The sequence below is a fragment of the Tenacibaculum haliotis genome, from assembly GCF_025215075.1.
GTDB lineage: Bacteria > Bacteroidota > Bacteroidia > Flavobacteriales > Flavobacteriaceae > Polaribacter > Polaribacter haliotis_B.
The window spans coordinates 405,969-426,488 of record NZ_JAOBTH010000029.1 but is presented as its reverse complement, the minus strand read 5'-3'; the positions used below and the strand labels follow the sequence as shown (position 1 = coordinate 426,488).

At 29.4% G+C, this 20,520-nt stretch carries 21 protein-coding genes; 11 read left to right on the top strand and 10 right to left on the bottom strand.

The window, feature by feature from the left end:
- Positions 1-150: 150 nt before the first annotated feature.
- From N2251_RS13705 to N2251_RS13695, 3 genes are all read left to right on the top strand, one after another.
- Positions 151-1,488 (top strand): deoxyguanosinetriphosphate triphosphohydrolase, encoded by a 1,338-nt coding sequence (locus N2251_RS13705; RefSeq protein WP_260587302.1) that lies wholly within the window; start codon positions 151-153, stop codon positions 1,486-1,488.
- 111 nt (positions 1,489-1,599) lie between these two features.
- Positions 1,600-5,544: a thrombospondin type 3 repeat-containing protein gene (locus N2251_RS13700; RefSeq protein ID WP_260587301.1), complete on the top strand. Its 3,945-nt coding sequence runs from the start codon at positions 1,600-1,602 to the stop codon at positions 5,542-5,544.
- A complete protein-coding gene (locus N2251_RS13695) occupies positions 5,541-6,236 on the top strand; it encodes a fibronectin type III domain-containing protein (protein WP_260587300.1) in 696 nt (231 codons plus the stop codon). The genes N2251_RS13700 and N2251_RS13695 overlap by 4 nt, the downstream gene beginning before the upstream one ends.
- 57 nt (positions 6,237-6,293) lie before the next feature.
- Here the strand turns inward: N2251_RS13695 and N2251_RS13690 are convergent, their stop codons facing one another.
- Both N2251_RS13690 and N2251_RS13685 read right to left on the bottom strand, forming a co-directional pair.
- Positions 6,294-7,559, bottom strand: a complete 1,266-nt coding sequence (locus tag N2251_RS13690) for a nuclear transport factor 2 family protein (protein ID WP_260587299.1) — start codon at positions 7,557-7,559, stop codon at positions 6,294-6,296.
- A 2-nt stretch (positions 7,560-7,561) separates the two neighbouring features.
- Entirely contained in the window at positions 7,562-8,557 is a 996-nt protein-coding gene (locus tag N2251_RS13685) for a DUF6624 domain-containing protein (protein WP_260587298.1), read from the bottom strand.
- 265 nt (positions 8,558-8,822) lie between these two features.
- On the opposite strand from N2251_RS13685, the gene N2251_RS13680 reads away from it, so the two are divergent.
- Both N2251_RS13680 and N2251_RS13675 read left to right on the top strand, forming a co-directional pair.
- A complete protein-coding gene (locus N2251_RS13680; RefSeq protein ID WP_260587297.1) occupies positions 8,823-9,878 on the top strand; it encodes a sensor histidine kinase in 1,056 nt (351 codons plus the stop codon).
- Positions 9,865-10,560, top strand: coding sequence for a LytR/AlgR family response regulator transcription factor (locus N2251_RS13675; RefSeq protein WP_260587296.1), 696 nt, complete (start codon positions 9,865-9,867; stop codon positions 10,558-10,560). Before N2251_RS13680 ends, N2251_RS13675 begins: the two co-directional genes overlap by 14 nt.
- A gap of 39 nt (positions 10,561-10,599) precedes the next feature.
- Here N2251_RS13675 and N2251_RS13670 read toward each other — a convergent pair whose 3' ends face one another.
- From N2251_RS13670 to N2251_RS13655, 4 genes are all read right to left on the bottom strand, one after another.
- On the bottom strand, positions 10,600-11,052 hold the full coding sequence (locus N2251_RS13670) for a carboxymuconolactone decarboxylase family protein (protein WP_260587295.1): 453 nt from the start codon (positions 11,050-11,052) through the stop codon (positions 10,600-10,602).
- Positions 11,053-11,128: 76 nt separating this feature from the next.
- Positions 11,129-11,707, bottom strand: a complete 579-nt coding sequence (locus N2251_RS13665) for a Crp/Fnr family transcriptional regulator (RefSeq protein WP_260587294.1) — start codon at positions 11,705-11,707, stop codon at positions 11,129-11,131.
- A gap of 34 nt (positions 11,708-11,741) precedes the next feature.
- Positions 11,742-12,512 carry an MBL fold metallo-hydrolase gene (locus tag N2251_RS13660; protein WP_260587293.1) on the bottom strand — a complete coding sequence of 257 codons (771 nt, stop codon included), beginning with the start codon at positions 12,510-12,512 and terminating at the stop codon, positions 11,742-11,744.
- 59 nt (positions 12,513-12,571) lie between these two features.
- A complete protein-coding gene (locus tag N2251_RS13655; protein ID WP_260587292.1) occupies positions 12,572-13,147 on the bottom strand; it encodes a Crp/Fnr family transcriptional regulator in 576 nt (191 codons plus the stop codon).
- Positions 13,148-13,328: 181 nt separating this feature from the next.
- Here N2251_RS13655 and N2251_RS13650 point away from each other — a divergent pair, with 181 nt between their 5' ends.
- Positions 13,329-14,075 carry an SDR family oxidoreductase gene (locus tag N2251_RS13650; RefSeq protein WP_260587291.1) on the top strand — a complete coding sequence of 249 codons (747 nt, stop codon included), beginning with the start codon at positions 13,329-13,331 and terminating at the stop codon, positions 14,073-14,075.
- Positions 14,076-14,096: 21 nt separating this feature from the next.
- Positions 14,097-14,738: a TetR/AcrR family transcriptional regulator gene (locus N2251_RS13645; RefSeq protein WP_260587290.1), complete on the top strand. Its 642-nt coding sequence runs from the start codon at positions 14,097-14,099 to the stop codon at positions 14,736-14,738.
- 56 nt (positions 14,739-14,794) lie between these two features.
- On the opposite strand, the gene N2251_RS13640 is transcribed toward N2251_RS13645, so the two are convergent.
- From N2251_RS13640 to N2251_RS13625, 4 genes are all read right to left on the bottom strand, one after another.
- A complete protein-coding gene (locus N2251_RS13640) occupies positions 14,795-15,538 on the bottom strand; it encodes a DJ-1/PfpI family protein (RefSeq protein WP_260587289.1) in 744 nt (247 codons plus the stop codon).
- Between the two features lie 3 nt (positions 15,539-15,541).
- Positions 15,542-16,120, bottom strand: a complete 579-nt coding sequence (locus tag N2251_RS13635) for a YceI family protein (protein WP_260587288.1) — start codon at positions 16,118-16,120, stop codon at positions 15,542-15,544.
- Between the two features lie 31 nt (positions 16,121-16,151).
- The gene (locus tag N2251_RS13630; protein WP_260587287.1) at positions 16,152-16,505 is read right to left on the bottom strand and encodes a SnoaL-like domain-containing protein; all 354 of its coding nucleotides are present in this window, start codon (positions 16,503-16,505) and stop codon (positions 16,152-16,154) included.
- A gap of 95 nt (positions 16,506-16,600) precedes the next feature.
- Positions 16,601-17,185: a Crp/Fnr family transcriptional regulator gene (locus N2251_RS13625; RefSeq protein WP_260587286.1), complete on the bottom strand. Its 585-nt coding sequence runs from the start codon at positions 17,183-17,185 to the stop codon at positions 16,601-16,603.
- Positions 17,186-17,309: 124 nt separating this feature from the next.
- Here N2251_RS13625 and N2251_RS13620 point away from each other — a divergent pair, with 124 nt between their 5' ends.
- The 4 genes from N2251_RS13620 (at position 17,310) to N2251_RS13605 (ending at position 20,475) form a co-directional block, all read left to right on the top strand.
- Complete coding sequence (locus tag N2251_RS13620) at positions 17,310-17,801, top strand: RNA polymerase sigma factor (protein ID WP_260587285.1); 492 nt, start codon at positions 17,310-17,312, stop codon at positions 17,799-17,801.
- Positions 17,785-18,441 (top strand): hypothetical protein, encoded by a 657-nt coding sequence (locus N2251_RS13615; protein WP_260587284.1) that lies wholly within the window; start codon positions 17,785-17,787, stop codon positions 18,439-18,441. Before N2251_RS13620 ends, N2251_RS13615 begins: the two co-directional genes overlap by 17 nt.
- Before the next feature lie 72 nt (positions 18,442-18,513).
- On the top strand, positions 18,514-18,966 hold the full coding sequence (locus tag N2251_RS13610) for a hypothetical protein (RefSeq protein ID WP_260587283.1): 453 nt from the start codon (positions 18,514-18,516) through the stop codon (positions 18,964-18,966).
- Between the two features lie 111 nt (positions 18,967-19,077).
- Positions 19,078-20,475: an alpha/beta hydrolase family protein gene (locus N2251_RS13605; protein WP_260587282.1), complete on the top strand. Its 1,398-nt coding sequence runs from the start codon at positions 19,078-19,080 to the stop codon at positions 20,473-20,475.
- Positions 20,476-20,520 lie beyond the last annotated feature (45 nt).

Sequence of the window (20,520 nt, the reverse complement as noted above, 5' to 3'; positions counted from 1 at the left end):
TCTGCACTCGCTTTTTTTACCAGAAATTTGGCAAAAAAGAGCTCAAACAAATGCCTCAATCTGGGCTAAACACATTTAAATACTTTTCGTAAATTCGCCCAACTTGTCATTCCTACATAGGCAGTGATCTTATCTTAAATAAAGCACATAATGAACTGGGAACAACTCCTTTCTTTAAAACGTTTTGGTGATACACAAAAACGCGAACGCATATTACAAGACGAAACGCGCTTAGGCTTTGAAGTAGATTTTGATAGAATTATATTTTCATCAGCCTTTCGTAGCTTACAAGATAAAACACAGGTAATTCCGTTATCAAAAACCGACTTTGTTCATACCCGATTAACACATAGTTTAGAAGTGTCGGTTGTTGGTAGAACCTTAGGAAGACGCGTTGGTAAAGTGTTGTTAGAACGTCACCCCAATTTAGTAGAATTAGGATATACTTTTAATGATTTCGGAGCCATAGTTGCAGCAGCATCCGTAACACACGATATCGGAAATCCGCCTTTTGGGCATTCAGGAGAAAAAGCCATCGGAGAGTATTTTAAAACCGGTAACGGATTAAAATATAAAGAGCAACTTACCGAAAAAGAATATCAAGATTTAATAGATTTTGAAGGAAACGCTAACGGATTTAAGATTTTAACCGAAAATAATCATGGTAGCGAAGGTGGTTTGCGTTTAAGTTATGCAACTTTAGGAGCATTTATGAAATATCCTAAAGAATCATTGCCTAAAAAACCAACAAAACATATAGTTGATAAGAAATACGGTTTTTTTCAGTCTGAAACAGCCGCTTTTTTAGATGTAGCAACTGATTTAGGTTTACAGAAAAAAGAAAGTGACGGAATATCCTATTACCGTCATCCATTAGCATATTTAGTAGAAGCTGCTGATGATATTTGCTATACAATTATCGATTTTGAAGACGGAATTAATTTAGGGTTAATTGATGAGGATTATGCTTTAGAGTACATGATTAAGTTGGTTAAAAATACCATTGATAGTAAAAAATACCACTCATTAAAATATACAAAAGATCGTATTAGTTATTTAAGAGCCTTGGCAATAGGCGTTTTAATTAACGAAGCAGTTGACATCTTTTTAGAAAATGAAGCAGCTATTTTAAATGGTAGTTTCGAAAAATCATTATTAGATAAATGTAAATACGAAGCACAAATTAACGATATCATTAAAATAAGTGTAGAAAAAATATACCGTAGTAAAGATGTTATTGAAAAAGAAGTAGCTGGGTATAAAATTATTGCAGATTTATTAGATGTTTTTGTAACCGCATTAAACAATAAGTATAACGGAACACAATCTAACTACGATACACTGGTGTTGAATTTACTTCCTGATGAATATCAGCAAGAAAAAACCGCACTTTATGATAGAGTTATGCAAATTTGTAGTTATGTATCTGGTTTGTCAGATAGTTTTGCAATACGATTATTTAAAAAAACAAAAGGAAATATTGCGTAATTACGTGTTAAAAAGTGTTAAAATATGGATATAATCTATATTTTAGCTTTTTTTTTAAATTAGTTAGGGTAATTTTAACACTAACTGTTATATATCATAAATAACTTTATCATGAATAAAAAAATACTATTTGTTGGCTTACTTATTTTGTTAGTCGTAGGTGGTGTTGTTTTTAAATCGCTAGATACTAAAAGTATCAATGTCGAAGAATTAAGGAAACAACACGCAGAATTTTTAAGAAATCACCCTTTTCAGAAGACAGGAAGACTTCCTAAAAAAGAAAGAAAAGCACAAGGTTTACCTCCTAACGCATACTTTGAGCAAAAGTATTTAAATGAAATAAACCCAACTACAGGAAGAACTCATCAAGAAAATATTTTAAAAATTCAAAGAAGGTTAAATAGTTCGAGAACGAGTAGAAAAGCACCAGGAGAAATTGGTAATAATTGGGTTGAAAGAGGACCTGATAATGTAGGGGGGAGAACAAGGGCTTTATTGTTTGATCCAAATGACTCATCAAACGAAACTGTATTTGCAGGAGGAGTAAGTGGTGGTTTATGGAAAAACACTAAAATATCAGATTCAAATTCTAAATGGGTTCGGATAGGAATTCCAGAGAATTTAGCAGTTTCGTGTATTGCCGCAGATCCAAATAACTCACAAATTTTTTATGTAGGTACAGGAGAATCATATGTGAATGGAGATGCGAACGGAGATGGGTTATGGAAATCTATTGATGGAGGAGTAACCTGGTCTAAAGTTTTTGGAGGTATCACAGGAGATTCATTTTTAGATTCAAACTCTAAACTAACAATAACAATTCCTTCTAGTATTTCAGGAGAGTATAAAACAATTTTAACTTCAGCTTTTGGAGCTAATTTAACTTCACCAATAACGCAAAATTTAATTTTGGTTGATGATGGTGTAGCTACAAAAGAAGATGGCTGTGAGGCAATTACTAATTTTTCTGCCTTAGCAGGTAAAATTGCAGTAATACAAAGAGGAACGTGTAATTTTTCAAAAAAAGCTAAAAATGCGCAAGATGCAGGAGCAGTAGCGGTAATAGTTGTTAATAATCAAAATACAATTCCATTTAACATGTCGGGAGGAGATGAAGGTAATTTAGTGACAATTCCTTCTGTAATGATAAGTAAAAAAGATGGAGAAATTATAATTAATGCATTAGCTTCAACTGGAATTACAGGAACATTAACTAAAACAAATGAAAATGCTACAAATATTACAATTGTACCAGGTATCCAACATATTAATGACATTGTTGTTAGAAATAATGCTGGAAATTCAGAAGTTTATATTGCAGCCGGAGAATCAGCTTACGCAGGAGCTACATCTTTAGGAGGAGATAGTTATGGTGTTTACAAATCGATTGATGGGGCTAATTTTTCAAAACTAAGCATTCCAAAAACAGCATCTGGTAACGAGCATGAACCTAATAATATGGAAATATCGGCAGATAATTCTATTTATTTAAGTACAACAAAAAGTGATACTTTTGGTGATGGAGGAGGTGTTATATTTAAATCTACAGATGGTATTACTTTTGACGAAGTATATAAAGTTTCAGGTGGATTAAGAACTGAAATAGCAGTATCACCAACGAGCCCAAATACGGTATATGTATTGATTCAAATGATTTCATCAGGATCTCCTGTTAAAATATTTAAAACAATAGATAATTTTACAAGTATTTCCGTTTTACCATTACCAAAAGATGTTGATACTGGGATTAGCGAAAAAGATTTTACAAGAGGGCAAGCTTTTTATGATTTATTATTAAAAGTTGACCCTAATAATGAAAATGTATTATATGTTGGAGGAATTGATCTATTCAAATCTGTTGATGGAGGTGATTCATGGAGTCAAATATCAAAATGGTCGAATAATAATGATCTACGAAATTTAGCAGTATCTACTGTTCATGCAGATCAACACGGGTTAGCATTTGCATCCTCTAATAAGATGGTTTTTGGTAATGATGGAGGAGTTTATTTTTCAGACGATTCAGCAGTAAATATTTTAGCAAGAAATAATAATTATAATACTTTACAGTTTTATACAGTAGGAGTAGCTCCAACAACCGCGTTTAACGGAGATGAATACTTCATAGCAGGAGCACAAGATAACGGAACTCAATTAGTTCAAGAAGCTAGAATAGGAATAAACAGTTCTATTGAAGCAGCAGGAGGTGATGGAGCTGCTAGTTTTTTTGATACAGATGGAACAGATCAATATTTTATATCTAATTATGTTTACAATCAAAGTATTGTTTTGTATAATTATAAAACAAATAGTAGAATTACAATTAATAATGAAGATTTTGCATCTGGAGATTTTATCAATCAGGAAGAATTAGATTCAAACTTAAATATTTTGTTTTCTAATTATTCTAGCGGAGGTGAGTATATTGTAAGAAGATACTCAAATTTATTAGGAACAATTGCTAAGAATGATTTAACGAATTCGTTGTTAGATAATCCTCCGTCAACATTAAAGGTATCCCCTTATACAACAGGGTCAAGTAAGTTGTTTTTAGGATTAAAAAATGGAAAACTACTAAAAGTAACAAGTGCTAATATAAATGTTGGACTTTGGACAGAAATAACTGGCCCTGAATTTTTAGGTTCAGTTTCTGATATTGAGTTTGGTGAAAATGAAGATCAAATTTTTGTCACAATGCATAATTATGGAGTGATAAGTGTATGGTATACTGATAATGGAGGAGCTAATTGGGTTAGTAAAGAAGGTAATTTACCTGATTTACCTGTAAAAGCAATAATGCAAAATCCTTTAAGCCAAAATGAAGTAATTATAGGTACAGATTTAGGTGTTTGGAAAACAAAAAACTTCAATGCAACGTCACCTACCTGGAGTTTATCACAAAATGGAATGAGTAATGTACCTGTTTTAGATTTAGATTTAAGAGATGATAACATTGTTTTTGCAGCAACTTATGGTAGGGGTGTTTTTTCAGGTAAATTTACATTAGAGTTAGATCCTGAGGGAGATGATGATTTAGATGGTGTTTTAAACAAAAATGACAACTGCCCAACTACAGCGAATGCAGCTCAAACTGATACAGACCGTAATGGTGTTGGAGATGTTTGTCAAGATACAGATGGTGATGGGATTATCGATATCGATGATAATTGTCCATTAATAGCTAATCCAGATCAAAAAGATACCGATATGAATGGTGTTGGAGATACTTGTCAAGATTCAGATACTGATGGTGTTATGGATGATGTAGATAATTGTATTAATACTATGAATGCAGATCAAGCTGATACTAACAATAATGGGATTGGTGATATTTGTGATACTAGTTATTTAAATCAAGATAATATATCTATTCAAACTACATCAGAAACATGTGTTAATCAAAATGATGGTAAAGTTACTATAAATGTAAAGCAAACATTTGTAAGCTATACGCTAACTTTAATAGGAGATGGAATAAATGAAACAAAACAATTAACATCAACATCATATGCTTTTGAAAATTTAGCACCAGGTGATTACGAAGTATGTGTTGAAATTAATGATAAAAACCATAAGCAGTGTTTTGAAATAACAATTACTGAAGCAAATACTATTTCTTTAAGGTTAGCTAAAAATAATCAGTCTAAAGATTATACGATAAATGTAAATTCAGGAACTGCACCTTATAATGTCTTTTTAAATGGAGATTTAGTTAATACGTTTAATAAATCAACTTTTAATGTTAGCTTACAAGGAAAAGGGCTTATTGAAGTAACTACAGCAAAAGCTTGTGAAGGTAAATTTACCACAACCATCGATAATGTTTTCTTAAGAAATAACCCTGTTATAGAATCTATAGAGCTTTTAGTACCATTAGAAACAGCTTTAAATGTTAAAGTAACTGTATTTGATGTAACCGGTAAAGTTGTATTAAATCAGAAAATCGAAAGACAAGGAAATCAATTATCAATTCCGTTTAGTAATTATAAATCGGGTATTTATATCCTAAAATTAGGAAATGATAAGACGAACACTTTTAAAATATTAAAAAAATGAAAAAAGTAATAAAATCAATCATGTTATTTTCATTACCGTTATTCGTTGCTTGCGGTGGCGGAAGTAGTAAAAATGAAAAAATAGTAAATGATGCACCAAGCACGGTTAATTTAGAATATCCAACAGAAAATTTATTATGTATAGATAATACGATTGTTTTTGATTGGACAGATGCTACAGATGCAAATAATGATGCTATTCGATATAAAGTAGAGTTTTCTAATAGTAGAGACATGGCTATTATTGTTAAAACAGAAACAGCTAACTCTTCTACAAAATCAATTAATTTAGATAAAGGAGTTGCTTATTATTGGAGAGTAACAGCAGTAGATAGTAAAAACGAAGCAGGCCTACCATCGTCAGTAAATGCTTTTTATACAAAAGGCACAGGAGAAACCAATACAGCTCCTTTTATGGCAGAACAATTAAGTCCTGCTGAAGGAAGCTCTATAGATGCTGGAATCATTAATTTAACATGGAAAGGAGCTGATTCTAATACATCAGATACTTTAACATATGATGTGTTTTTTGACGAAAATACTGATCCAGAAAAAGTAACAACAAATTCAATTACTGAAGAATTATATGAAGTAACTGTTGAAACTGGTAAAACGTATTATTGGAAAATAAATACTATCGATAATTCAGGAGCCAAGTCTATCGGACAAGTTTGGAGTTTTACTGTAAACTAGGATTAACCTTTAAATAAAAAAACCTCAGATTATATATCAATCTGAGGTTTTTTTTATTTAAAACGGATATCTTTTAACGTCTTTATGTTGCCATAAAAGATTGATAATACTCCATTTGTCATCAAGTTTTATTAAGTGTAAATACTCTACCCAATTATCAGAGTATAATTTAACCGTTGCTATTCTGTGATAAACATCTAATATTTTAATTTGATTACTTGGGTTAGGAGGAAAACGAGTATTTGATTTATTCCAATTTGCAGCATTTTCAAGCATTCTTTTTTTAGGAATGGCTGTAACTACTTCTTTTCTTAATTCTCTACTATAACCTACCGTTACTTTATTTAAGCTATCATTCATAACCTCTTGCATTAAATTAGGTTTTAACTCTTGCAGAGCAATTAAATAACCCAAAGAAATTCTTTTAATTTCTAAGCTGTCTTTTTTTGAAGCTATTTTGCTTAACGATATGTGTTGATTACTAGCAATATCTCTTCCTCGTAAAAATTTCATATTAGGATCGTAATGACCTTGTTTAATATAATTTCCCAACTTATCATATTCTTTGACACCAATAGAAAGACCAAACTGATTCATTACCAGTTTGTTATTTTCATCATGATAAGTATACTTTATATGGTTGCCGTTTTTATCATAGGTGTCTTGATACGAAGCAACATCACCAGAATTATTTACAATTTCTAAATTTTCATTTAAATTATAATTACCTATTGGTGATCCGTCTTTTCTAAAGGTCATCCCTGTAACACCAAATTCAAAATAATTAGAAAGATTTCTTGGTTTATTATCTAAACCAAATCTTTTTTCAACTACCATTTTATGTTTTTTAAACCATTGGTAACGGGCTATTTGCCAATTAGATTCCATTGGTTTGTCGTTAATATCAAAAAACTCAAGTTTAGTATAATTCCCTTTTTTATCAACAGTAAAAACTTCTTTATAAACCTGACGATCATTGGTTATTCTTTTTCCGTTTTTATCTAAAAAAACTCTAGTTTCTGTATTATTTTGGTAAGTAATTATTGTTTTGTATGCACCGATTGAAGCTAACGGATGCCTTCTTTCAGTAAAATAATGATTGTTTGTTATTTCAACAAGTTGATTAGCATTATTGTATGTAAAAATATAATGCGATGTGTTTTTGGCTGTTACAGCATTAATGGGATAAGTTCCGGTTAATTTTATATAAGGCGAAACATGATTGTACCGTAAATGTCTAAAATAATTATTGGTGCTTTGGGCTAGTGTAATACTGGTAATACACAGTGTAAGTAACGAAATTGTTAATTTTTTTAAATTCATTTTTAATTGTTTTTTTGATTTAATGCTCTTTCCTTAGCTTCAAGTTTTGGCAATATTTTTAAATATGCTTCTACATCCCAGGTTAAGTTCCATCTGTTTAAATTTTCTTGCATAGAATTTAAACCCATTTCAGCTCTTCTTTTATCTACGTTTCTAGCATCGTCTAATGGTAAAACATATGGTTTTTTATTTTCTTTGCTCATTGCTAACTGCGTTCCATACAGTTGTTTTTTTCCTTGCCCTAAAACCAATCTATCATAAAACATCGCATACTGTCTTTTGGGTAGCCAGTTCTTTTTTAAAGCTTCCTGAATCATTGATAAATACTTAAGTTTTACTTCTTGATTTCCATGTTGAATAACAAGAAAAATTGTTAAAGTACCTCTTGCACCAATTTTTTCTTTGTTAGGCCATCCTTGTGTATCTAGTATTTTACTAACTTTAAGTAGATTGATGGAATCTTTGTGTAAAATTTCTTTCCAAAAAATACGCATTTCTTTAGAGTCTCTTCCATATTTTTCCTCTTTACTTCTAATTTGACTTCTTGTGCTTTGATCATCAAAATAAATTTTGTCTAAAATTGTAACCAACTCTTTATCATAATTTTTTTCAATTTTTTGTTTAGTTTTTTGCATTATAGTAATCAACTCATTCCATCTTTTATCGGCTCTAATATTCTTTAAATCATTATCGTTTTTTAAGTGATTAATGTCGTACCAGTTTAAAGTATTTACTGCAATAAATAAATGTTTATAGGCACCATTTAAATTGTTAGCTAAAGCATAAATACATGCTGCGTTGTATCTGTCATTTAAGGGCGCATTTGAATTAATTTTAAATGCTTTTTCATAAATTTTTGCCGAGGCTATAAAATCTTTATCTAAACAGAGTTTCCACCCTTTTTTAATCAATTCTGAATAAATTTTTTTATTTTTCTGGGCATTTAAATTCGAAAAATTTACTACTACAAACAGCAGTATTAAAGTATAGGTCTTCATTTTTTTATTTTTAAAAATCAAACGAATCTAGAAAAATGAATGGTTGTTTTATTTCTTTGTAGACTTAATGGGTAAAAACGTTGATAGAAACTTCTTTTTTATCTTTTAAACGATTAATTTGCTTTAAAAAACTATTTAACTCTACTTTATAGGCCTTTGTCTATTAAAAGAAGCAGCGATAATTTATTTTTTTAAGTTTGAAGTAAAATGTGGAGGTAGCAAAAACGTAATTTTAGCGTTCGCATAAATTGTATATTTAATATTGATGAAAAAAATTATATCTACAAGTATTCTACAAAAAACAATCTTTTGGGTTGTTATGTTTATCTACCTGTTAAGCACTTATTGGTTTAAACAACACGACAAGTTATTTGTGGTGCAGTATATTGCGTTTAAAGTATTTTTGCAGTTTTTATTTAGCATTTTTACCTTTTACCTTCTAATTCCGTATTTTTTAAATAAAAAACGAATTGCTTTATTTGTAGTTGGAGCTTTAATGGTTATTTACTTATTACGATTTTTTTATATCGTTGTTATTATCAATTATTTTGAAGTTTATTTTCCTGAAATTTATAAAATGCGACCACCTTTTTTATTGTGGGATCGATTACTTTCTTTCATTTCTTTTATCAATAATATAATGTGGATTGTTTTTCCTTCAATCATATTAATTGCTATAAAATATTATCAAGATCAAAAGGATATTATTGCTTTAAAGGAGCAAAAAAAATCGACCGAGCTTAATTTACTTAAGCATCAATTAAATCCACATTTTTTATTTAATACGTTAAATAATTTATATGCATTGGCATTAAAAAAATCAGATAAAACACCAGAAGTAATTGCCAAACTTTCTGAGATTTTAGATTATATATTGTATCAATGTAAAGATAAATATGTGCCTATTGATAAAGAAATAGATTTGTTAGAAAACTACATCGCTTTAGAAAAGGTTAGGTATGGAAATAGAGTAACAGTTGTTTTTGAAAAAAATAATATTCAAAATGTAAAAATAGCACCATTAATTTTACTGACTTTTGTTGAAAATGCTTTTAAACATGGTATAAGTCAAGAATTAAATAAAGGGACTATTGACTTATATTTATCAGCAACAACAAAAGAAATTACCTTTAAATTAAAGAATACAAAACCAAAATCATATCAAGGAAGAGAAGATGTTGAAAAGCATTCAATAGGTATGAAAAACACCCAAAAACAATTAAATTTATTGTACCCAAATAGTGGATATTCTTTGAAAATTAATAATCAAGAATTAAGTTATCATTTAGAATTAAAATTAACAGCACATGAAAAAGTATAAATGTTTAATTGTTGATGATGAAGAATTAGCGAGAGAGTTAATTACTACGCATTTAAATCAATTACCAGATTTTGAAATTGTGGCTGTTTGTGCATCTGCAATAGAAGCTAGTAGTGTGTTAAAAACAGAATCGGTAGATTTAATGTTTTTAGATATTGAAATGCCTGTTTTAAAAGGTATTGAATTTTTAAAAAACTTGGCCAACAAGCCTAAAGTAATATTTACAACCGCACACAGAGAATACGCTATTGAAAGTTACGAATTAAATGTGGTTGATTATTTATTAAAACCCATTGTTTTTACTCGATTTTTTAAGGCGATAGAAAAATTTTTAGATACACAAACGATAGAGAAACCTGTTAATAAAAAGGAAGAAACTACACACATGTTTGTTCAAAGTAATAAAAAAAACATCAAGGTTTTATTTGAAGATATTTTATATATAGAAAGTATAAAGGATTATATCAGAATACATACGTTAGCATCTAAGTTGGTAATTAAACATGGTATTTCTGCCTTTGAAGAAAAATTAGACAACCGTTTTATAAGAGTGCATCGTTCTTATATTGTAAACTCTCAAAAAGTAACTGCGTATACAAAACAAGATGTAGAAATAGATAAAATTGAAATTCCGATAGGTGATTTGTACAAAAAGAAAGCACTAGAAAGATTAAAACTATAAAAGGAATACTAAATTTAGTATTCCTTTTTTTACACTTTTTTATTCGGTCACCTTATAATTCCCTGGTGTAAATTGAAACACTTTCATTAAACGTGTCCATGTATTTATTTGAGATATAGCCAAGGTTAAGTAGCATATTTCTTCTTTTGAAAAGAATTTTAACAACGGATTATAAATTTCATCAGAAATAATGCCTCGTGACAATTTTGTTAAAGCATCAGTAAACTTTAAAACAGCTCTTTCTTTATCTGTAAAATACGGAGTTTCTTCCCAAACACATAATGATGATAATCGAAGTTCGGTTTCACCTGTTTTTTTGAGCTCTTTATAGTGCATGTCTACACAATATGCACAACCGTTTTTTTGTGCTACTCGTAATCTTATAATTTCAAGTAATTGCATGTCTAAGGTTGAACTTTCAATAAAGTTTTCAATTTCTCGTAAATTTTCAAACATTCCTTTTGGGATGTCTTTATAAGCTATTCGTTCCATAATATAAATTTGTTTTTTATTATAGTACAAAGGTATTTTACAAGCTAATGAAGTTTCCTTAAGGTATCTTAAGAAATTAATTTTGACTCCCTTTTTTTCTAATTTCACTCAAGTATTCTGGTGTAATGTCCAGATAAGAAGCAATCATATATTGCGGAACTCTTTGGGCAAAATCTGGTATTTGAGCTACTAAAATAAAGTAACGCTCTTTGCTGCTTTTTTTCATGTAAATTTCATCTTTACGTTGAAGCGCAATCAATGTGTTTTCTGCAATGATTCTAAAAACACGTTCTAGTTGAGGAACTTTTACATATAAATCTTCTAATTGCGTGTTTGTAATTTGAAGTACTGTAGTTTCTTCTATCGCTTGAATTGAGTTAATTGTAGGTGTTTTATTTACAAAGCTATCTAAATTGGTAATCCACCAGTTTTCAATTCCAAAAGCACTGATGTTTTCATTGCCATTTTCTTCCACTCTAAACTGACGTACAAGCCCTTTTAGGATAAAATACTTGTATTTACAAATATGATTTTGTTCGATTAGAAATTGTTTTTTCTGGTAGATTTGTTCAGTGCAAGTACTATAAATGAGTTCAATTTCATGGTCAGTAAATTCAGCATAACGTATTAAGTATTTTTGTAATTGCTCCTTCATTATAAATATTTACTATTACAAAGGTGCTTAAAATTTATTCAAACTCCATAACCTCACCATCTTTTGGTATAAAGGTTTTTTCAATAAGTTGATGTTTCGTTAATTCTGTTTCTAGTTGTTTTCTAGTAGTAGGGCAGTGGTTAACCGCTTCTAAATGATTAGCGATAACAAATTTGGGTGAATTTTTAACAAATTTAGCAATATCTTTTAAGGTCATTAAAAGCGGTTTAAAAATATCTAGTTGCGCTGTTCCGCTTGCTACAACACTAATATCTGGTTTGTATGTTTTCAACACTTTATCAACATCATTGGTATAAATAGTATCAGCACTTATATAAATTGATTTTTCATTTTTAAGATTGATAAAAAAACCCATAACGTTGCCCATAGGCTTGGCAACAAACCCATAACCGTGTTTTGCTGGAATACCTTCAATTGTTCCGCCAAGAAAATCGGATTGTTTCCAATATGCCACAGTTTGAGTTATATTTAAACCTCTTTTTACAAGTGTTTTTTTATCTTTTACACTACAAATTACTGGAATACTCCTTTCTTTTAAAAATGCTTCAGCCGCTTTATCTAAATGATCTGGATGTAGATGTGTAATTAAACAATGTGTGGTTTTGTTCACGATTTCCATCGCGTTATTTGGTAAATCGAGTATCGGGTTTCGTAATGGTTTAAATCTAAACAATGTAAATGGCGGACCAGCAGTTCCTTTTTTTCCTAACATTGGATCTACTAAAATAACTTTATCATTAGCTTCAATAACGAGTGTAGCATTTCTTACATGATGTATTTTCATAATTATATTATTTAAGACACAAAATTGAAAAAAGAAAGATCAGTATCCATTGATTCAAATCAAGAAATGCGTTTTCGTATTCTGCTTAAGGTTTCTGGAGAAATATTTAGATAAGAAGCGATGTGATATTGTGGAATTTTTTCTAACCAATCTGGCTTGTAAATAAACAATTCTTTATAAAGCTCATCAGCAGTTTTAGTAATTCTGTTATATTCTAAAAGCTCTTTGTGTTTTAATAATTTTTGAAAAGATAAATCGATAAAAGACTTTCCACATTCATATTTTTTTAAGAGATCTCCAAACGCATTTTTATCAACAACAAGAAGTGTTACTTCAGTTAATGTTTCTTGATTTTTTTTGGTTTTTAAATCGTTATTAAACGAAGATAAATCGGTAATAAATTGTGGTTTGGTATAAAAATTAATGTTCGTTTCTTTTTCTGAAGTAGCAAAATACTCTCTTATAACGCCAGAATTTAAAAAACGAAGTTGTTTTTCTTCAGTGTCAGCTTTTAATATTTGTGTACCTTTTTTTATAGTTTCTTTTTTAAATAAACAAAGCAACTCTTTTAATCCATTTTGATTTAAAGGATATTCTGTTTCAAAAAAATTAGATATTTCGTTAAAATCACTCATAGATACTGTTCTTCTTAAGTTTTCAATGTAGCAAATTTAGGTTTTCAAAAGTAAAAAATAATACAGGTTTTTACTTTTGAAAAATTAACTATTTTATTTGGAACAATCATTCTGTTATCTATATATTTGCAAACGGAACGATTGTTCTGGTATTGTTTAAAACATAAAAAAAATAGAAATTATGAGTAATTTAAATGGAAAAGTAGCTGTAGTAACTGGTGGAAATAGTGGTATTGGTTATGCGTCTGCTAAAGAATTAAAAAGCAAAGGTGCTACCGTAATTATTACAGGAAGAAATGCCGAAAAAGTAGCAACAGCAGCGCAAGAATTAGGAGTAAAAGGAATTGTTGCAGATGTAAACGCTATTGATAGCTTAGTGGCATCAGTAAAAAACGATTTTAATAAAGTAGATGTGCTATTTGTAAATGCAGGTATTTTTGCTCCGGCACCAGTTGGACAAATAACAGAAGAAATGTTTGATCATCAAATAGGAATTAATTTTAAAGGAGCCGTTTTTACTACTGAAAAGTTTTTACCTATTTTAAATGATGGGGCATCAATTATAAATTTGTCATCAATAAATGCCTATACAGGTATGCCAAATACTGCAATTTATGCAGCGTCAAAAGCAGCATTAAATTCATACACACGAACGGCAGCTACTGAGTTAGCACCAAGAAAAATCAGAATTAATTCGGTAAATCCAGGGCCAATAGCAACGCCAATTTTTGGAAAAACAGGCATGCCAGAGGAGCAATTAAACGGTTTTGCAGCAACCTTGCAAAATCGCATACCTTTAAAGCGATTTGGTCAACCAGAAGATGTTGCCAAATTAGTATCGTTTTTAGCAAGTGACGACGCATCATTTATTACAGGAAGTGAATATAATATTGATGGTGGAACGAATGTAAATCCGCTAGTGAGTTAAATTTTTTTATTATTTTTTGGAATGATGATTCCAATAATTTTATCTTTGTGGAAGTGTTTTACGCTTCCACATTTTTTATATATGCCAAGAGTTAAGTTATTTGATGAGAATGAAGTTTTAATCAAAGCAATGAATTTGTTTTGGAAACAAGGATATGCTGCAACTTCAATTAATGATTTAGTGAGCCATTTAGGTATTAACAGAGCTAGTTTGTACAGTACTTTTGGTGATAAGGATACGTTATTTAAAAAAGCGTTTCAGTATTACAGAAAAACAGGAATTGAAGGTTTAAGACAATTTTTTAAAAATCATGAAAATGTAAAAGAAGCATTTTCTAAATTATTTGAAATAGCCATTGATGAGGCAATTTGTGATGCTGATAAAAAAGGTTGTTTTGTAGTAAATACAACAACAGAATTGGTACCTGGAGACCCAAAAATTCTTAAAGTATTAGAAGAAAATAAAAAAGAATTAGAAACAGTATTTTTTGATTTTTTAAAAAAAGGAAAGGATGCAGGGCAATTAAAATCTAATCAAGATTTAAAAATATTAGCATCTCTATTATTTACTATTTATAGTGGACTTCGAGTAGTTTCTAAAATTAACCCTGATAAAAAAGAATTAATAAGCTCAATGAATTTAGCTTTAAGTTTATTGAATTAAAATATATATAATAAGAAACGCAAATCGATAATATTTGCGTTTCTTTAATTAAAAAATTACTCTTTCCAGTTTTTAAAACGATCAAGGAATAAATAAGATTCAACATATTTTCTATGTTCAGGGCTACTCATTTTTTCTACTAATTTTAGTGCTGAAATATAACTAACTAAGTTTCCGTTTGATGACAAAAATTTACCATCTTCAACATAAGCTATTTTAGTATCGTCTTGTACCAATAAATTAGGGTAATCCTTTTGTAATTGTGTTCCACCACCAATCCAAGTTACAATCTTTTTACCGTCTGCAATACCAGATTTTCCAATTAATTGTGCGCCACCGCAATTACTTACCGTATAGGTTGTTTCCTTGTTCTTTTCTATTATAAAATTTACAAGTTTTTCATTGCGTACTTGTGAGTACATATCGTAACCACTAGGAACTACTAAGGCAGTTAATTTTGGCACGTTATTAAAAGTATAATCAGGTAAAATTCTTAAACCTTCTTCTGTGGTAATGGCATTTTTAGTTTGTGCAATTGTAATTACATTAAAAAGTTGTTTGCCGTTTTGACTATGTTTTGCAAAAACATCTGAAGGAGCTGTTATTTCTGTTTGTAACACACCGCTATAAATTAAAAGACCAATGGTAGGTAATTCAGATTTAAATGGTTTTAAGTGTTTTGTTAAAGTATCAACATGTACTTCAGTTGTGTTCGAATTAACAATAGCTGTTTTTTTATTTAGGTTACAGCTACTTAAAACGATACTGCAAAGTAATATGAGTATTCCGAATTGTTTCATAGTTTAAAATTCTAAATCTGCAACTAAATCAAATTCATCGTAAATAGCTTTGTCTTTTAAATTATCGAAAAAACTTGTAGAACCGTATTTCACATTAAATTTTGAGCGATCAATTTTTAAAGATACACTAGCTTTATTTCCATAAACAGAAAGTGTAAATTTAACAGAGTTTGTTTTTCCTTTAATAGTAAGATCTCCAGTAACTTTGTAAGCATTTTTTCCAATACTTTTTACCTTTTTAAACTTTAAAGTTGCTGTTGGAAATTTTTTAACTCCAAAAAAATCATCTGATTTTAAATGCCCTTCCAATTTACCTTTGTATTCTCCGTCTAAGTCGGTATTATTAATAGATAACATATTAATAACAAATGCTCCTCCAGTTAATTTATTGTCATTAAAGTTTAAATGACCCGATTTTATTGCAATAGTTCCTTGGTGCGATCCGGTAACTTTGTAGCCTTTCCAGATTACATTACTTTTATTAACGTTAATTTCCTTTCTTTCTTTTTTTATAGTTGTAAAAGAAAAAGTTAAAAGAGCCATAAAGGCAATAGTTGCGATGTTTTTTATTGATTTATTCATTTTGTTTTTTTTAAATTGTTAGTGTTATAGTCTAAGCTCCGTAATAAAATTTTTCTTTAATTATTTTTCCGTCCCTCCAGTTTTGTACGGCAACTTGGGTGTAGTTTCTAATTCCCCAATCTTTGTGAGTATAATCAAAATGCCATTCAACCATGGTGGTGTTTTCGCCGATAGTTACTTTTAAAGGTTGTGCACCTCTAAAATCGGTAATTGCAGCAAAAAATTCTTCTTCGCGTTGTCTGTTAGCTGCTTTTCCTTTAACAATTGGGTTGTCGTTTTCTTGCATTACAACATCGTTATGATAAAATTCATCAAAAGCTTTTAAGGCTTTTCCTTGTAAAATCATATCGTTAATTGTGCTAATTTTTTCTAATAATGTATTCATCTTTTGTGTTTTAAATATGATGATACAAATGTCTAAAACAAAACATTTTTAGAAAATGAAGTAGTTTATGAAATGATGTTAAACTAGATTAACATTTATTGATTTTGAATAAGCTGACTTTTAATTTTACTTAAAAATTCTTTGGTGATTCCTAAATAAGAAGCAATCATATATTGCGGAACACGTTGTTCTATTTTAGGATAGGTTTCTTTAAAGAGAAGGTATCTTTCTTTTGCGGTAAGACTAAAGTTACTAACAATACGTTTTTGTGAAGCGACTAAGGAGCGTTCAATGATTTTTCTAAAAAACCGTTCTAACTTTGGAATTTCGATATAAAGTTCTTCAATAATATCGTAAGAAATCTGAAAAAGTTCAGTATTTTCAATACATTGTATATTATAATCGGCAGGGGTTTGGGTTATAAAACTACCCATATCAGAGGTCCACCAATCTTCAATAGCAAACATTACAATATGTTCTTGCCCTTCATCATCAACATAAAAAGTTTTGGTACATCCAGATAAAATAAAACATTCTGTTTTACAAACATCACCTTGTTGTACAATATATTGATCTTTAAGATATTTTCTGCGAACTATTTTAGAAAGTAACAAAGCTTCTTCATCCGAAGTTAAATCGATATATTTATTGATGTAACTTAATAAGGATGTAGTGTGCATTGTTTTCAATTAAAAAAAAGTAAAGATAGCATAGAAAAGAAAGTAATAATGAGATTGTAAAATATATTTTTACAAATGGCTGTAATAAATTTAAAAAGTAGCCACTAACCTATAAAACCTAACATTGAGCAGCGATTTTTATAACATATCAATTTTACCTTATGCAGGCATTATTATAAAGCTATGCAGAGCGTACACCAATTCGCAAGAAGATTTTGAAGATTATTATCAAGAAGTTTGCTTACAGATTTGGAGAAGCAAAGATAATTTTCGTGAAGAATCGCAGTGGAGTACTTGGGTATACCGAATTTCATTAAATGTTTGTTTGACATTATTAAAGAAAGACAAAAAGAAAGGACATCAGTTTACTTCGGATGCACTTCCGAATGAATTAACGGAAGATAATTTTGCTTTTTCTGATGAAAATCTAAATGAATTATACCGTGCAATACGACAATTATCTGAAATAGATAGAGGGGTTATCTTATTGTATTTAGAAGAAAAATCATATAAAGAAATTGCCGAAATTATGGGAACAACAACCAATAATATTGGTGTTAGAATTAAAAGAATAAAAGAACGCTTAAAAAAGATATTAGATGGAAAAATCAATTGAAAATATTTGGAAAGAAGGGTTTCTTAAAAAAGATGCATTAATAGCTCCAAAAATAAATAACCTTTACAATCAAAAATCAATTCATATTATTGATAAGTTTAAAAGAATGTTTAAGATAAACTTGATTGCAATTATTGTTTTTTCATCACTATTTTTAATAATATCTTTTTTTATAGGCATTCCGTTAATGGGTATTATTTTTTTTATGGCACTTAGTATACTCGTAGTTATAAATAAAAAATTATTAAACGAGTTAGAAGAAATAAATAAAGGTGTTAGTAGTTATGAGTACTTAAAAACGTTTAATAGTTGGATAAATAAACAAATAAGAATAAACGAAAAAATAGCTGCCTTTTTATATCCAATCATATTTATGTCATTCGTTATCGGATTTTGGTTTAAAGACGCCGATGGTATGTTTTTAGGAAAAAGATTGGTAAACGAAATCGTTTATGGTTTTCCAGATGTTTATCTTGTGTTCGGAATACCTTTATTAGGAATCGTAATTGTAATTATTATTTTAATTCTGCTAGCTACCTTTGGTGGTAGAATTTATAAGTGGGATTTAAATCTGGTGTACGGAAGAGTGTTTAAAAAACTAGAACAATTATTAGCAGATATGGAACATTTAAATAGTTAAAACGAAAAAATAATTACGATCTCCTGTAATAAATTTTGTTTTAAGCCACTAATTAAGAAAACATTAATTATTATGACTATTCAAGAAGCTTCAATTTTTTTAGAAAATTTATCTGTCAAATCTTCCAACAAATCAGAAATTAAAATTTATGAAAAGTTTCTTCATATTTTATCAAAATTAAAAGAAAGAACTTTTTCAGATGAAGAAATAAAATCGATAGAAAATAAACTAGCAAATTTAAAGTTGGCTTCAAATCCGCAGAATAAAAAAAAGTATTTTAAAACTGCGCTTAATACTTTCGAAAACTATTTAAAAGAAACATTTTCATTAACACCTAAAGGATATTACACGAACAGATACATGGGTTTAGGTTTGTCATTCGGATTTTTATTTGGAATTGCTATTTTATCAAATTTAGAACGCTCTTTAGGGATTTCTTTAGGATTAATTGGCGGAATGCTTGTTGGCTCAATTATGGGTAAACAAAAAGATACACAAGTAAAAGCAGCAGGAAAGATACTTTAAGATAGTATTAAAGTAAAGCTATCTTTTTCAAAAAAAACAAAATTATTTTTTAAACATATCACAGCTAAATTATACTTGGCTAGGATAATTACATTCAAAAACTTAACAATTATGAGACTATTTATTGCAATTATATTTTTTATTACGGTAACAATTACAAGTGTGTTTTCGCAAGACGTTTCGGGAACTTGGAACGGAATAGCAAAAAGAGGAACTAAAGAAATCACATTCGTTTTTAACATAACACAACACAATAACACCTATTCAACCACAATGAGTGTTCCTACATTTAGAGTTTCGGGTATTAAACCTACAAAAACAACTTTTGTAAATGAGAAGTTAATAATTAATGGTTCTAATGTTGGAATGTATTATGAAGGTATTTATAATAAAGAAGCAAAACAATTTGAAGGAACTTATAAAGAAGGTGGAATAGAGATGGCCTTACATTTAAAAAAAGGAGCCATAAAAATTGAAGATTCAAAAAGGCCACAAGAACCTGTTAAACCTTATCCTTATTATGAAGAAGTAGTAGTTTTTAATAATAAAGAAGCTAAGGTATCTTTAGCAGGTACACTAACTTTACCAAATAAAAATGGAAAATTTCCAGTGGTTATTTTAATTAGCGGAAGTGGCCCACAGGATAGAGACGAGAGTTTTATGGGACACAAACCTTTTTTAGTACTTTCAGACCATTTAACAAAACAAGGCATTGGTGTTTTACGTTTTGATGATCGTGGACACGGAAAATCTACAGGAGACTTTGGAAATGCAACAACTGAGGATTTTTCGAAAGATGTATTGAGCGCTATTACCTATTTAAAAACAAGAAAGGATATTGATGCGAAAAAAATTGGTTTAATTGGTCATAGTGAAGGTGGTATTATTGCACCTTTAGCGGCTAATAATTCCAAAGATGTTGCTTTTATGGTGTTGCTGGCTTCTACTGGTATTTCTGGTACAGAATTATCAGTAATGCAGTCTAAAACATTAAGACAGTTTCCTGTTAAAGATGAAGTGGCTTACGAAAAAAACACAAGAAAAGCCATTGCCATTGTAACGTCTAATAAAAGCACATCAGAAATTAAAAAAGAGTTAACGGCTCATTATAATAACTTTATACGACCAATATTAACGTCTTTAAATGTACCAGAAAAAAATATTAATGCATTTATAAAAAATCAATTAAAAACAAGTTTAAAGCCTTGGTCGCGTTACTTTTTACAATACAATCCAGCAGATGAAATTGAGAAATTAAAAATTCCAGTTTTATCCTTAAATGGAAGTAAAGATACTCAGGTAAATGCTAAGATAAATCAAGAAGGAATCCGAAAAGCATTAATTAAAGGAGGAAATAAAGCATATAAAATAGTAGAATTAGAAAATTTGAATCACTTTTTTCAAGAGTGCGAAACTGGGAGAATGGATGAGTATAGAAAAATAGAACAAACCATTTCACCAAAAGTATTAGAGCTTGTTTCAAGCTGGGTTTTAAATGTAGTGAAATAATATCTATATAAATTTATAAAACAATTGAGTTTTTACAAGGTATTA